This is a genomic window from Nocardiopsis sp. NPDC006938, from assembly GCF_042869555.1.
Taxonomy (GTDB): Bacteria; Actinomycetota; Actinomycetes; order Streptosporangiales; family Streptosporangiaceae; genus Nocardiopsis.
The window spans coordinates 23731-38612 of record NZ_JBIAGA010000011.1 but is presented as its reverse complement, the minus strand read 5'-3'; the positions used below and the strand labels follow the sequence as shown (position 1 = coordinate 38612).

General features: G+C 71.4%; 10 protein-coding genes. 3 read left to right on the top strand and 7 right to left on the bottom strand.

Annotated elements, in window-relative coordinates; all coding sequences use genetic code 11:
• Positions 1-54 precede the first annotated feature (54 nt).
• Positions 55-849 (bottom strand): peroxide stress protein YaaA, encoded by a 795-nt coding sequence (gene yaaA, locus ACFYL4_RS17390; RefSeq protein WP_387519237.1) that lies wholly within the window; start codon positions 847-849, stop codon positions 55-57.
• 105 nt (positions 850-954) lie between these two features.
• On the opposite strand from yaaA, the gene ACFYL4_RS17385 reads away from it, so the two are divergent.
• Positions 955-1647: a GNAT family N-acetyltransferase gene (locus ACFYL4_RS17385; protein ID WP_357761292.1), complete on the top strand. Its 693-nt coding sequence runs from the start codon at positions 955-957 to the stop codon at positions 1645-1647.
• A 106-nt stretch (positions 1648-1753) separates the two neighbouring features.
• Here the strand turns inward: ACFYL4_RS17385 and ACFYL4_RS17380 are convergent, their stop codons facing one another.
• Positions 1754-1978 carry a hypothetical protein gene (locus ACFYL4_RS17380; protein ID WP_026129396.1) on the bottom strand — a complete coding sequence of 75 codons (225 nt, stop codon included), beginning with the start codon at positions 1976-1978 and terminating at the stop codon, positions 1754-1756.
• 494 nt (positions 1979-2472) lie between these two features.
• Between ACFYL4_RS17380 and ACFYL4_RS17375 the strand changes: the two genes are divergently transcribed.
• On the top strand, positions 2473-4578 hold the full coding sequence (locus tag ACFYL4_RS17375; RefSeq protein WP_357761295.1) for a DNA topoisomerase IV subunit B: 2106 nt from the start codon (positions 2473-2475) through the stop codon (positions 4576-4578).
• Positions 4579-4644: 66 nt separating this feature from the next.
• Here the strand turns inward: ACFYL4_RS17375 and ACFYL4_RS17370 are convergent, their stop codons facing one another.
• The 5 genes from ACFYL4_RS17370 to ACFYL4_RS17350 all read right to left on the bottom strand — a co-directional run bounded on the left by ACFYL4_RS17370 (position 4645) and on the right by ACFYL4_RS17350 (position 12351).
• Positions 4645-5766, bottom strand: coding sequence for a PLP-dependent cysteine synthase family protein (locus ACFYL4_RS17370; RefSeq protein WP_357761298.1), 1122 nt, complete (start codon positions 5764-5766; stop codon positions 4645-4647).
• A gap of 442 nt (positions 5767-6208) precedes the next feature.
• Positions 6209-6535 (bottom strand): tetratricopeptide repeat protein, encoded by a 327-nt coding sequence (locus ACFYL4_RS17365; RefSeq protein WP_357761301.1) that lies wholly within the window; start codon positions 6533-6535, stop codon positions 6209-6211.
• Positions 6536-6713: 178 nt separating this feature from the next.
• Positions 6714-7241, bottom strand: a complete 528-nt coding sequence (locus ACFYL4_RS17360; RefSeq protein ID WP_357761304.1) for a carbonic anhydrase — start codon at positions 7239-7241, stop codon at positions 6714-6716.
• An 85-nt stretch (positions 7242-7326) separates the two neighbouring features.
• Complete coding sequence (locus ACFYL4_RS17355) at positions 7327-9822, bottom strand: DNA topoisomerase IV subunit A (RefSeq protein WP_357761306.1); 2496 nt, start codon at positions 9820-9822, stop codon at positions 7327-7329.
• 195 nt (positions 9823-10017) lie between these two features.
• Positions 10018-12351 (bottom strand): glycosyl hydrolase, encoded by a 2334-nt coding sequence (locus ACFYL4_RS17350; protein ID WP_357761309.1) that lies wholly within the window; start codon positions 12349-12351, stop codon positions 10018-10020.
• Between the two features lie 282 nt (positions 12352-12633).
• On the opposite strand from ACFYL4_RS17350, the gene ACFYL4_RS17345 reads away from it, so the two are divergent.
• On the top strand, positions 12634-14838 hold the full coding sequence (locus tag ACFYL4_RS17345) for a DEAD/DEAH box helicase (RefSeq protein WP_357761312.1): 2205 nt from the start codon (positions 12634-12636) through the stop codon (positions 14836-14838).
• Positions 14839-14882 lie beyond the last annotated feature (44 nt).

The following is a 14882-nucleotide window of genomic DNA, read 5'->3' as shown; positions in this document are numbered from 1 at the left end:
TTGGTCCCGGTCAGGACCGGGCCCCGGGTTCCCTCACCCGGGGCGGCCGGTGCGTCAGTCGCGGACGACGACGTCCATCGTGCGGGCGGTCCCCGGCTTCGCCGCCGGCGGCAGCTCCGCCGTGTGCCCCAGGTCGCGCAGGGCCTCCACCAGTTCCTCGGGGGTGCGCGCCCCGACGCCCTCGCTCACCAGCGACCGCGCGATGTCGCCCCGGGTCGCCTTCGCCATGTGGCTGACCACCGACCTCCGGGTCTGCCCGCCGACCTCGCGCTCGCGCAGCACCCGTACCGCCACGGTGCGTTCGGCCGCCTCGCCGGTCGGCCGGAACGCCGCCGCGTAGGCCGCCGACCGGCAGTCCACGAGCAGGTGGTCCCGGGTGAGCTCACCGAGGGGCCCGGTCATCGCCCGGCGCCAGTAGGCGCCCAGGGCGCCCAACGGCGGAAGCTTCACGCCCATGGACAGCCGGTACGGCGGCAGCCGGTCGTCCGGCCCCACCACGCCCCACAGGCCCGAGAAGACCAGGACCCGGTCGCGCACCGCGCGGCCGTGCTCGGCGAGCAGGCCGGGCAGTCCGAGGCGGTCGTAGAGCACGCCGGTGTACAGGTCGGCGGCGCGCAGCGTGGGTGCCGTGGCCAGGTCCAGGTTGCGCTTGAGGGCGTCGGTCTGGGTTACCGACAGCCCGAGCACCTCGCGCGCGGTGTCCTCGGGCCCCGAGCAGAGGTCGGTCAGGGCGGCCGCGACCCGCTCCCGGGCGCCGGTCAGCTCCGGCAGGGTCAGTGTCCCGGTGTCCAGGGCGGGCCCCTCGCCGGAGGTGGCCTTGCCCTCGGAGGGCGGGAGCAGGATGAACATGGACTCTCCAGGTCAGGGGTGAGGTCGGGACCGTGCCCATGGTAGGGCGTGCGCGGCCGGATAGGATGTGCGGCTTCCGACAGCCGGGACAGTGAGGGGACGATCATGCACACGTGGGCGGAACGGGTGTCCAGGGACTGGCCCGCCTTCCGGACCGAGTCCCGGGCGGGATGGCGGTTCGGCCTCGCGGACGGGTTCACCAAGCGGGCCAACTGCGCCCTGGTGGAGGACCCGGGGGCCGACGTCGTGGAGGTCACCCGGTTCTACCGCGAGCACGGCCTGAACCCCTGTGTGCAGGTGTGGCCCGGTGAGGAGGCGGTGGACGCCCGACTGGCCGAGCACGGCTACGCGCTGGTGGAGCCCACCCTGGTCCTGGCCAGGGAGCTCGCGGAGCGACCCGAGGGGCCGGGCCGCACCCTGGTCTCGGACGCCCCGACCCCGCGCTGGACCGAGCTGTTCGCGGAGACCGGTGCGGCTCCGGAGTGGGCCGAGGGCGTGGTCCGCATCCTGGGGCGGGTCACCGCCGCCTACGGCGTCCACGAGGACGGCGACGGGCGGGGTTGCGCGGTGCTGGACGGGGAGTCGGTGGCGATCTGCTCGATGGTCACCGCCCGGGCCGCGCGCGGACGCGGTGTCGCGGGGGCCCTGCTCGCGGACCTCCTCGCGTGGGCGCACGACAAGGGGGCCCGGCGGGCGTACCTGTGCGTGGTGGCGGAGAACGGGCCCGCGCTCCGGCTCTACCGGCGGGCCGGGTTCGCCGAGGTCGCCCGCTACCACAACCGGGTCCTCGCGGGCTGACCGCCGTCCCGCGGAGGGGACGGGCGGTCGCGTGCGACCCGCCGGGAACGAGGACGGCGGCCCCCGGAATCCGGGGACCGCCGTCGACGTTTCGTGGTCGTCGTGGCTAACGCTCTTCCGCGTCCTTGTCACTCTTGGTGAGCTTGTCCGTCTCGTCCTGGATGTCCGAGGCGATCTTGCGGAGTGAGTCGTCGTGCTTGCGCATGTGGTGCGCGCAGAACAGGAGTTCGCCGCCGGAGTTCAGCAGCACCCGGACGTACGCCTGTGCACCACAGCGGTCGCAGCGGTCAGCAGCCGTCAGCGGCTGAGTGGGGGCAAGGGTTCCAGTCACTTCGCCATCCTCAATACTCGGCGTTAGTCACCTCTGACAACATCTAACCCGACCCAGACGTTCCCAACCGGCTCCCGTGTACGCCGACAGCGGAATCCGCCCGGTTCGTGTCCGTCTGGCACTCAATGGGTCATGTTCGTCGGACACGCATCCTCGTAGGTGTTGTACCCCTGGGGAAGGCCCGGCTATCCCCGGAAAACGGGAGTATCCAGGTCGCATCCACCAGAGGTGGTAGTCTCGCGCGGGCAGGCCCCGTCCGCCCCCGTGCCGGCCGGTCTCCCACCCGCACACGGGTGCGTGAGCCCCGTCACGGCGGACCCGGTGTCGACTCCGGCAGACCGCACCCGGGGGACACGACCCCGCCCACACACGGCCGTGCCACGGCAAAGTCCCCGGCTCGCCGTAGCCTGACCCCCTCAACAGTCGGTGCGGCGCGGTACAAAGGGCACGCACCGCACAGCCACGATGGCCCTCAAGACGCAGGAGATGTCCGAGTGACCGCCTTGACCGCAGCCGTCCACGATCCCGAGGATTACTCCGCTCGGCACCTGTCGGTCCTGGAGGGCCTCGAAGCGGTGCGCAAGCGGCCGGGCATGTACATCGGGTCCACCGACAGCCGTGGCCTCACCCACTGCATGTGGGAGATCATCGACAACTCCGTCGACGAGGCCCTGGGCGGCCACTGCGGGCGCATCGACGTGACCCTGCACGGCGACGGCTCCGTCTCGGTCAGCGACGACGGGCGCGGCATCCCCGTGGACACCGAGCCCAAGTCCGGGCTCTCCGGAGTGGAACTGGTCATGACCAAGCTCCACGCGGGCGGCAAGTTCGGCTCCGGCTCCTACACCGCCTCCGGCGGCCTGCACGGCGTCGGCGCCTCCGTCGTCAACGCCCTCTCGGCCCGCGTGGACGTGGAGATCGACCGCCAGGGGCACACCCACGCCCTCAGTTTCCGCCGGGGCATCGCCGGACGCTTCGCCGGAGCGGGCCCCGACGCCGAGTTCACCCCGGTGTCCGGCCTCGAACAGGTCCGCAAGATCGCCAAGAAGATCACGGGCACCCGCATCCGGTTCTGGCCGGACATGCAGATCTTCCTCAAGGACGCGGAGATCACCCGGGACAACCTGCTCGACCGGGCGCGTCAGACCGCCTTCCTCATCCCCGGGCTGACCATCGCCGTCCGCGACGAGCGCGCCGAGGGCGAGCCCGCCTTCACCGAGGAGTTCCGCTTCGACGGCGGCATCGGCGAGTTCTGCACCTTCCTGGCCCCCGACGAACCGATCAGCGACGTCCTGCGCATCCAGGGGGCGGGCCACTTCACCGAGACCGTCCCCGTCCTGGACGAGTCCGGCCACATGGTCCCCGCCGACGTCGAGCGCCGCCTGGACGTCGACGTGGCCCTGCGCTGGGGCACCGGATACGACACCACCGTGCGCACCTTCGTCAACGTCATCTCCACCCCCAAGGGCGGCACCCACCTCAACGGGTTCGAGCGCGCCCTGGTCCGGGTGATCAACGACCAGCTGCGCGCCACCAAACTCCTCAAGAACAGCGACGACCCGGTCACCAAGGACGACACCCAGGAGGGCCTGACCGCCGTCGTCACCGTGCGCCTGCCCGAACCGCAGTTCGAGGGGCAGACCAAGGAGATCCTCGGCACCTCGGCCGCCTCCCGGATCGTCTCCCAGGTGGTCGGCAAGGAACTCCGCGAGTTCCTCACCTCCACCAAGAAGGCCGAGAAGGCCCGCGCCCGCACGGTCATGGAGAAGGTCGTCGGCGCCGCCAAGGCCCGGCTGGCCGCCCGCCAGCAGCGTGAGACCCAGCGCCGCAAGAACGCCCTGGAGAGTTCCGCGCTCCCCGCCAAGCTGGTGGACTGCCGCAGCGAGGGCCTGGAGCACAGCGAGCTGTTCATCGTCGAGGGAGACTCGGCTCTGGGCACCGCCAAGCTGGCCCGCGACTCCGAGTTCCAGGCACTGCTGCCCATCCGGGGCAAGATCCTCAACGTGCAGAAGTCCTCGGTCGCGGACATGCTCAAGAACGCCGAGTGCGCCGCCATCCTCCAGGTCATCGGCGCGGGCTCGGGCCGTACCTTCGACCTCGACGCCGCCCGCTACGGCCGGGTCATCCTCATGGCCGACGCCGACGTGGACGGCGCGCACATCCGGTGCCTGCTGCTCACCCTCATCTACCGGTACATGCGCCCCATGCTGGAGGCCGGGCGCGTGTACGCGGCCGTGCCGCCGCTGCACCGCATCGAACTCACCAACGTGCGGCGCAAGCGCGGGGCCAAGCCCGAGGACCGGTACGTCTACACCTACTCCGACGCCGAACTCCGGCGCACCCTGCTCGACCTGGAGAAGCGCAAGATCTCTTGGAAGGAGCCGGTGCAGCGGTACAAGGGCCTGGGCGAGATGGACGCCGACCAGCTCGCGGAGACCACCATGGACCCGCGCCACCGCACCCTGCGCCGCATCCGGGTGGAGCAGGCCGAGGAGGCGGCCGCCGTCTTCAACCTGCTCATGGGCAACGAGGTCGCGCCGCGCCGCAAGTTCATCCAGGAGGGCGCGCAGGAACTGGACCTGGAGCGCATCGACGCCTGACCCGGCACCGCGCACGGGAGGGGGCCCGCACCGACCGGTGCGGGCCCCCTCCCGTCTGCTGCCGCCTCACGGCGTCCGCGGCGGCTCCCACACCCCGTCCGCCAGGAACCGGTCGATCGCCGCACGGAAGGGAGCGGGGTCCAGCCCGCGCTCCGACACCCAGGCGTCGTTGTAGTAGCTGTGCTGGTACCGTTCCCCGCCGTCGCAGATCAGGGTGACCACGCTGCCCCTGCGGCCCTCACGGAGCATCCTGGCGACCAGGTGCCACACCCCCCACAGGTTGGTGCCGGTCGAACCGCCCGCGCACCGCCCGGTCACGTCGTGGAGGTGCCGCATCGCCGCGATGCTCGCGGCATCCGGCACGGGCATCATGAGGTCGATCACCGACGGAACGAAACTCGGCTCCATCCGCGGGCGGCCGATGCCCTCGATCCGCGACGGCATCCCCGTGGAGTAGTCCGCGGCACCGGTCACCCACCCCGGGAAGAACGCCGAGTTCTCCGGGTCCACCACGGCCAACCGCGTGTGCAGGCGCCGGTACCTCAGGTACCGGCCGATCGTCGCCGACGTGCCCCCCGTACCGGCGCCCACCACGATCCAGTCCGGGTCGGGGTGCCGCTCCATGGCCAGCTGCTCGAAGACCGACTCCGCGATGTTGTTGTTGCCGCGCCAGTCCGTGGCCCGCTCCGCGTACGTGAACTGGTCCATGTAGTGGCCGCCCGACTCGGCCGCCAGACGTTCGGCCTCCCCGTACATGTCCGGCGGGTGGTCCACGAAGTGGCAGCGCCCGCCGTAACGCTCGATCAGGGCGATCTTCTCCGGACTCGTCCGGCGCGGTACCACCGTGACGAAGTCCAACCCCACCAACTGGGCGAAGTAGGCCTCCGACACCGCGGTGGAACCCGAACTCGCCTCCACGATCGTCGTGCCCTCCGTGATCCACCCGTTGGCCAGCCCGTACAGGAACAGCGACCGCGCCAACCGGTGCTTCAGGCTGCCCGTCGGATGCACCGACTCGTCCTTGAGGTACAGGTCGATGCCCCATTCCGGGGGCAGCGGAAACACGTGCAGATGCGTGTCGGCCGAACGCGTGTCGTCGGCCACGACCCTGCGGACCGCCTCGTCCGCCCAGGCGCGGGCACTGTCGGAACACCGGTCGACCCAGGGCGGGTCAGGATTGGGAGCCATGGTGAGGAGGGTACCTCGGCGCCTTTGCAGAGGGATTCTTCATCGTCGTCTGTGCCTGGCTCGTTCCTCGCTGGCGGCTTGACTCCTCTTGCAGAACCTTCTCCGGCGCCTCGGTCGTGCCCTTGTGGGCCTCCGCTTCGCTTTGGCCCGGGTCCGGCGCCTTTGCAGAGGGATTCTTCGTCGTCGTCTGCGCCTGGCTCGTTCCTCGCTGGCGGCTTGACTCCTCTTGCAGAACCTTCTCCGGCGCCTCGGTCGTGCCTTTGTGGGCCTCCGCTTCGCTTTGGCACGGGTTCGGCGTTTTTGCAGGGGGATTCTTCGTCGTCGTCTGTGCCTGGCTCGTTCCTCGCTGGCGGCTTGACTCCTCTTGCAGAACCTTCTCCGGCGCCTCGGTCGTGCCTTTGTGGGCCTCCGCTTCGCTTTGGCCCGGGTCCGGGCGCCCGCCTCAGTCCAGGGAACCGCCGGACATCACCGCGTACATGCGGCGGTAGGTGGCCGCCTCCTCGTGACGGCTCTGCCGCTCCAGGGTGCGGGCCAGGGCGATGTGCGCCCAGTTGTCCACGGGGTCCAGTTCGATCAGGCTGCGGAAGGTCGACTCGGCCTTGGTGAGCTGGGCGGAGTGGAAGTAGGCGCGCCCCAGCAGTTCCAGCAGGGAGCGGCTGCCCGGCTCGTTCTCCACGATCGGTTCGAGGACCTGGGCGGCGTAGATCGGGTCACCCAGCTCCATGAACATGCGGGCTCGGTTGAAGGTGTCGTAGGTGCTCTCTTCCACGGTGCTCCTCTCAACGGCGTCCCACCGTCCCGCGTCACAACCGTCGAGGGGGCGGCGGCATTCCCTGGGGTGCGGGGTCAGGACACACCTCGGTGATCCCCGCTCGGGAACGCCGCGACACCTGCACGCGAACGCCCCCGGCCGGAGTGGACGGGGGCGTGCGCGCGGGGTCGGCGGGTCAGAGGTCGACCGGCTTCACCCTGCCGGTGTCCACGTCGTAGATCGCGCCGGCCACCGGAAGGCCCTTGGGCAGCAGCGGGTGGTGCCGGATGCGTTCGAGGTCGTGCTCCAGGGCGCCCAGCTGGTCGTTGTCGGTCTTGAACTCCAGGCTGCGCGTGTCCACCCCGAAGTCGTTCAGGATGAGGTCGTGCACGACGTCGTCGTTCTCCACGGACGCCATCTTGCACTTGGTGTGCGGCAGGATCAGGACCCGGTCCACACCCAGCAGGTACACGGCCAGTACCAGGGTTCGCAGGGTGTCGTCGGTGACCCGGGCGCCCGCGTTCCGCAGGATCTTCGCGTCACCCGGTTCGAGGCCGAGCATGTCCAGCGGCTCGATCCTGGAGTCCATGCACGTGACCAGGGCCAGACCCTTCGCGGCCAACGGCTTGAGACCGGTGAGAGTGAAGTCCGCGGCGTACGCGGCGTTGGCGCCGAACACGTCGTCGAAGGCCCCGGGGGGAGGGGTGGCGTTGCTGTCGCTCACTTGTGGTGACTCCCTGTGTTGTTTGTGTGCATGGACGGCCGTGCACACAGGTAAGCACACCCGTGCGCACGGCGGTCGCGAAAACTCAGCTCCCGGCTCCGGGAGGGGTGATTCCGGAGCCGGTCTGCGCGCTGCCGACCGTGACGACGGCACTGGTCAGGGCCTCGCCCGAACCGTCACGGCGCTCGGTCAGGTCCGGCAGGCGGACCGGCTTGCCGTCCGCCCGGGAGGCCCGGGCCGGGGCGCGCCCCACCCACGCGAAGGTGAGCGTGTCCTCGCCCTTCAGGTAACGGTGGCAGCGCACCCCGCCGGTCGCCCGCCCCTTCGCGGGGTAGGCGGTGAACGGGGTGACCTTGGCCGATCCGGCCTGGGTGCCCTCCAGGGCGTCGCCGCCGCCGGACACCGTCACCACCACCGAGTCCTCGGGGCTGGAGACCGCGCCGAACCACAGGACGCGGGCGTCCTCGGAGAGCCGCACGCCGGCGACGCCGCCCGCCTGGCGGCCCTGGGGCCGGGCCGTGGTGGCCGAGAAGCGCAGCAGCTGCGCCTCCGAGGTGACGAAGACCAGGTCCTCCTCACCGGTGGACAACTGGGTCGCGCCGATCACGCGGTCGTCGTCCTTGAGCGTGATGATCTCGAAGTCGTCCTTGTTGGGCGGGAAGTCGGGCGCGACCCGCTTGACCACACCCCCGACGGTGCCCACGACGAACCCGGGCCCCGTGGTGTTCATGGAGACGATCGACACGACCCGCTCGCCCTCGTCGAGCTGGACGAACTCGCCGACGTCCAGACCGGCGGCCAGCGGCGGGCGCTCGGGTTCCCCCTCACCGTCCGCGGGGAGCTCGGGCAGCTCCACCACCGGCACGCGGATCATCCGGCCGAGGTCGGTGACGAACCCGATGTCCGAGCGCGAGGTGGTGGGGACGGAGACCTCGACCGCGTCGTGCCTGGCGCGCAGGCCCGTGTACACACGCGGCGGGGTGGCCCCCTTCGTGCGGCCGATGTGCCCGTCGACGCCGAAGAGCACGTGGCAGGGCTGGTCGGCCATCTCCAGCGGGATGACGGCGGCGCGGGCCGCGCCGTCGCTCTCGCGCAGCTGCGTGCGGCGCGGGGTCGCGAACTTCTTGGAGACGTCGTTGAGCTCCTTGGACACCACCCGGCGCAGCTTCTTGTCCGACTCCAGGATGGAGGTGAGCTCTTCGATCTCCAGGTCGAGCTTGTCCCGCTCGGTCTCCAGCTCCAGCCGGTCGAAGCGGGTCAGGCGGCGCAGCGGGGTGTCGAGGATGTAGCGCGCCTGGATCTCGGAGAGGTCGTAGGCGCCCATGAGGGACTCCCGCGCGGCGGCGGTGTCGTCCGCCTCGCGGATCAGCGCGATGACGCGGTCGATGTCGAGCAGCGCCACGAGCAGGCCCGCGACCAGGTGCAGGCGCTCCTGGCGCTTCTTGCGCCGGTGCTCGCTGCGGCGGCGGACCACGTCGAGGCGGTGGCCGACGTAGACCTGGAGCAGTTCGCGCAGGCCCAGGGTCTGCGGCTGGCCGTCGACCAGGGCCACGTTGTTGATGCCGAAGGTCTCCTCCATCGGCGTGAGCCGGTAGAGCTCCTCCAGGACCGCCTCGGGGTTGAACCCGTTCTTCAGCTCGATGACCAGGCGCAGGCCCTGGTTGCGGTCGGTGAGGTCCTTGAGGTCCGAGATGCCCTGGAGCTTCTTGGACTGCACCAGCTCCTTGATTCGGCTGATGACCTTCTCGGGACCGACACTGTAGGGCAGCTCGGTGATGACCAGGCCGGTGCGGCGCGCGGACACCTTCTCGACGGCCACGGTGGCGCGGGTCCGGAAGGTGCCGCGGCCCTTGCGGTAGGCGTCCCGGATGCCGTCCAGGCCCACGATGGTGCCGCCGGTGGGCAGGTCGGGGCCGGGGACGAACTCGGTGAGTTCCTCCAGCGTGGCCTCGGGGTGGGCGATCAGGTGCCGGGCGGCGGCGATGACCTCGCCCAGGTTGTGGGGGGCCATGTTGGTGGCCATGCCCACCGCGATCCCGGACGCGCCGTTGACCAGCAGGTTGGGGAAGGCCGCCGGAAGGACCTCGGGTTCGGTCTCCTGGCCGTCGTAGTTGGGCTTGAAGTCCACGACGTCCTCGTCGATGGACGAGACCAGGAGCTCGGCGGCGCTGTCCAGGCGGGCCTCGGTGTACCGCATGGCGGCCGGGGCGTCGTCGCCGCCCAGGGAGCCGAAGTTGCCGTGGCCGTCGACCAGCGGCACGCGCATGGCGAAGGACTGGCTGAGGCGGACGAGGGCGTCGTAGATGGCGGAGTCGCCGTGGGGGTGGAGCCGACCCATCACCTCCCCGACGACGCGGGCGCACTTGACGTGGCCGCGGTCGGGCCGCAGGCCCATCTCGTTCATCTGGTACAGGATGCGCCGTTGGACCGGCTTCATGCCGTCACGCGCGTCGGGTAGCGCGCGTTGGTAGATCACCGAGTACGCGTACTCCAGGAAGCTGCCGCGCATCTCCTCGGAGACGTCGATGTCGATGATCTTCTCGGCGAGATCCTCGGGGGGACGGGAAGTAGTACGGGCCATGTCCGTAATTCTGGCCTGTGCCAAGGACTGAAACGTACCGGGGCGCGTGGTTGGGCGTGTGTGAGTCGTGCGACTGGGGGGTTTCGCACCGTCTTCGACACCGATTTCCGTCTCCGGCGACCGGGGCGCGGGCGGGACGGACCCGCCGCACGCCCGGTCGGGGGAGGGCGTGCGGCGGGGGTGCGCGCCTACGGGTCAGCCGCGCGTCACCGCGGTCTCCCCGGCGGGGACCTCCAGGGAGGTGCCGTCGGAGAAGGTGACCGTGAGCGGGCCCGTGCCCGGGTTGAAGGCGGTGTAGGTGCTGGTCCCGCCCTTGTCGAACACGGCGTAGTGGGCGGTGTCGGCGGTCACGGACACGTCGACGGTGCCGAACTCGGCGAGGGTGGAGACCCACTGGTAGGTGTGCGGCTTGGAGCCGCCCGCCTCCGGCTCGTAGGTCTGCCACTGCTCCTCGAACATCCGCAGGGCGTCCTCACCGTCGGAGAGGGCGCGGTGGGCCCAGTGGATGTCGCGCCAGATCTGCGGTTCCCCGCCGAGCTTGTCCACGAGCGACTCGTAGATCACCCCGGCGTGTTCGGGGTCGTGCCCCAGGTACAGGGAGCCCGCGGTGATGGGCAGGTAGTTGATGCCGTAGTGCTCCTCGTGGCCGCCGTCCCACCAGATGCGGTAGTCGCCGCCGTCGCCCCAGACCATACCGACGACGTCCTCGGGGTAGTCGTCCGGGAAGGTCGTGCCGCCCGCGTCCTGCCAGTAGCGGGCGACGGTGGAGGCCTGGGTGGTGTGGAGGTAGACGCCGAGGTCGCGCAGTTCCTCGTCGCCGGTGAGGGCTCCGAAGTGGGCGGTGGCGGCGGCGAAGTGCATGCCCTCGGAGGAGGACTCCTGGTTGTTGCCCGCCGCGAACCCGGCGTGGCCGGAGGCCCAGCCGTGCCCGGCGTAGGGGGAGAAGGAGCGCAGGCGCGGGAACATGTCGCCGTCGGTTCCGGCGACGTCCTCGATGAGCAGGCGGACCATGCCTCCCCAGGCGTCCTCGTCGGCCCAGTCGCGGTCGTAGCGGGCGACAACGGCGGCGGCCGAGACGAAGTAGCCGTAGTGGAAGTCGTGGTCGTTGAGTTCGGTGGCGGCCCCGAAGCTGTCGGGGTAGCCGAGCATCGTGCCCCACTCCTCGTCGTAGTGGAACTGACGGGTGCCCCCGGCGGTCAGCCAGTCCTCCAGGCGTTCCCTGACCAGGGAGAGGAGCGCGTCACGGCCCTCGGTGTGACCGATGGAGTCGGCGATCGGCACGAGCTGGGCCAGGCGGCCCATGGCCTTGCCGTCCCAGTAGGTGTCGCCCGGCTCGGGGAAGAGCTCCTCCTCGGCGAGGACGTCGTCGATCAGGGCCCTCAGCCGGTCGTGGTCGGCGCTCTCGACGGTGGGCAGGCTGGGCATGAGGCCCTGGGTGGTCAGTTCGGTGGTGAAGGAGGCGCCCTCGGAGACCTTCATCTCGCCTCGGGGAGAGACGTAGGAGAGGTCGGTGAGGTCGCTGGTCGCGTTGGCCCACTGGTGCGGGTACAGCGCGGTGAGGGCCCCGGTCTCGGTCCCCTCCCTGGCCTCGGTCTCCAGCGTGTAGGTGCTGGTGAGGGTGGACGCGGCCTCGTCGTAGTCGAACTCCACGACGGAGCCGGTGACGAAGGAGTGGGCGTAGGGGGCGAAGGTGTCCAGGTCCTCGGGCGAGGGCAGGACGGCCACGGAGTAGTACCCGCCGTCGGCGGTGAGGGTGTCACCGGAGACGTTCCAGGGCGCGTCGGAGGGCGAGAACAGGGCGTAGTGCCGGCCGTTGACGGTGGCGCCGACGGTGGAGCCGTCCTCGTGCCAGATCTCGGGGGCGTCGGAGAAGGTGACCTCGGCCGCGGCGCCCTCCGTCTCGGCGTAGGCGAAGGGCAGGCCCTGGCCGATGGTGACCCGCAGCTCGGCGCCGCCGCCCTCCCAGTGCGCGGTGACCGTCCAGTCGCCGCTGTCGGCGGTGCGGGTGTCGGGGGAGTCGAGCCCGGCCGCGCCCAGTGTGAGGTCGGAGACGGCGGTGTACTCGTACTTGAGGTCGTCGCCGACCAGCTGGTGGGAGTCGGGGTAGCCCATGTCGAGCCCGCCCTCGTGGGGCTTGTAGCTCAGGGGGTGGGCGAAGAGGTTCTCGCCGTGGGGGTTGTCGGGGTAGCGCTGGAAGATGAGCGAGGACCACCACTCGTTGGTGGGGGCCGGGCCGGTGTGGTCGTCGGTGACCTTGGGGGAGACGGGGGCACCGTTGAGGTCGGAGGGGCCGGAGGCTCCTTCGGGGCGGACGGAGGTGTAGCTGCCGGAGCCGACCGGGACCTCCGCCGCTGAGTCGGCGGAGGCGGGGGCGGCCGGTGTGGCACCGGTGACGGCCAGGGTCGCGCCGCCGACCGCGAGCGCGGAGGCGGCGGCCAGCAGGCCCAGGGAGGTGCGGGTGCGCGGATGCGCGTGTCGGGGGGATCGGGGGAGGAAACCGCCGCTGGGGCGGTTTCGTGGTTGCGCCATCGTGTGTCCTTCGTGTTCGTCTCGGAGGAGCCACCCGGTTCGGGAGCGCTCCCATCCGTGTGGGCGCGAGCCCTGGCGTCGAGTGTTCAGATGACACTCGGTGAACGCAATGGCACATAGCGAGAACGTTTCCATTCCGTTACCGCGGTCGGTGCGGGCGTATAGGGCAGACCGAGAGCTCGCGCACGGTGCGGCCGCGCCATCCCTCCTCCACGGGTATCCGAGGCGGGAGCGCCTGTGGACGACCGCGTTCGCGTCCGCCACCTCTGGTACCAAGGACCCATGGCCACTCCCACCCCGCCCGACGTCCCGGTCACCGACGCACCGACCGACACCCGCCCCGACCCCGCCACCGACCCCGGCGGCGCCCTGCGCGCCGACGCCGAGCGGCACCTGCGCGCCCTGGCGGGTGAGGGCGCACGGCTGCGCGAGGACCAGTGGACCGCCATCCACGCCCTGGTCGCCCAACGCCGCAGGGCACTGGTCGTCCAGCGCACCGGATGGGGCAAGTCGGCGGTGTACTTCGTGGCCACCGCGCTGCGCCGCGCCGAGGGGGCCGGGCCCACGGTCATCGTCTCCCCGCTGCTGGCCCTGATGCGCAACCAGATCGCCGCCGCCGAACGCGCGGGCATCCGGGCCCGCACCATCAACAGCTCCAACACCACCGCCTGGGAGTCCACCTACGCCGAGGTCTCCCAGGGACTGGTGGACGTGCTCCTGGTCAGCCCCGAACGGCTCAACAACCCGGAGTTCCGCGACCGCGTCCTCCCCGAGCTCGCCGCCGGGGCGGGGCTGGTCGTGATCGACGAGGCGCACTGCGTCTCCGACTGGGGCCACGACTTCCGCCCCGACTACCGCCGCATCCGCTCCCTCCTGCACGACCTGCCCGACGGGGTGCCCGTCCTGGCCACCACCGCCACCGCCAACGAGCGCGTCACCCGCGACGTGGCCGAACAGCTCCAGGCCGGGGACGACCGCGCCGACACCCTGGTCCTGCGCGGCAGCCTGGAGCGCGAGAGCCTGAGCCTGGGCGTGGCCGAACTGCCCGACCCCACTGCGCGGCTCAGCTGGCTGGCCGAGCACCTGCCCAAGATCCCCGGCTCAGGGATCGTCTACACCCTCACCGTCAGCGCCGCGGCCGAGACCGCCCGCTTCCTCACCGAGCAGGGCCTGGAGGTGCTGCCCTACACCGGGCAGACCGACCCCGACGAACGGGCGCTCGCCGAGGACGCCCTCCTGGGAAACCGGGTCAAGGCACTCGTGGCCACCAGCGCCCTGGGCATGGGGTTCGACAAACCGGACCTGGGTTTCGTGGTGCACCTGGGCGCACCGCAGTCGCCGATCTCCTACTACCAGCAGGTGGGCCGTGCGGGGCGCGGTGTGGAACGGGCCGAGGTGGTGCTCCTGCCGGGACGTGAGGACGTGCGCATCTGGGAGTACTTCGCCGGGTTGTCGTTCCCACCGGAGGAGACCGTCCGCCAGACCCTCCAGGTGCTCGAGGAGGCCGGGAAGCCGCTCTCCACCGCCCACCTGGAGACCCGGGTGGACCTGCGCCGCACCCGCCTCGAGCAGATGCTCAAGGTGCTCGACGTGGACGGAGCGGTGCGCCGGGTGCGCGGCGGCTGGACCGCGACCGGCCAGCCCTGGACCTACGACGCCGAACGCTACGCGGCGGTCAGCCAGGCCCGCGAGCGCGAACAGCGCGCCATGCTCGACTACGTCTCCGCCAGCACCTGCCGGATGGAGTTCCTGCGCCGCCAGCTCGACGACCCCGCCGCCGAGCCGTGCGGCCGCTGCGACGTGTGCACCGGACAGTACTGGCCCACCGACGTCGACTCCGGACGGCGCCGGGCCGCTGCCGACCACCTGGACCGGCCTGGAACCCCCCTCGCACCGCGACGGCAGTGGCCCACCGGCATGAACACGCTCGGCGTGGGGCTGTCCGGGAAGATCCCGGAGAACCTGCGGGCCGGGGAGGGGCGCGCGCTGGGCCGCCTCACCGACATCGGGTGGGGGACGGAGCTGCGCCGTGTCCTCGCCGAGGACGCGCCGGACGCCCCGGTGGACGACCGCCTCCTCCAGGGGGTCGTGCGCGTCCTGGCCGCCTGGGGATGGCGGGACCGACCCGTCGGAGTGGTCGCGATGCCCTCGGTCTCCCGGCCGACCCTGGTGGCCGACCTGGCCTCCCGTATCGCCGAGCTGGGGAGGCTCGCGCCGCTGGGCTCCCTGTCGTACCGCGGCCCCGAGGGGCCGGGCCCCCGCCGCCACAACAGCGCCATGCGCCTCGGCCAGGTGTACTCGGCGCTGGTGGCCGACCCCGACCTGACCGAACGGGTGGCCCGACTCCAACGGGACACCCCCGGCCCCCTCCTGCTGGTGGACGACCACGCCGACACCGGGTGGAGCCTGACCGTGGGCGCCGCCCTGCTCCGCGGGGCCGGTGCCCCGGAGGTGCTGCCCCTGACCCTGGCCACCACCGGCGGCTGAGCCGGGGCACACGCCACGGGCCCCGCCACCTCTGGGTGGCGGGG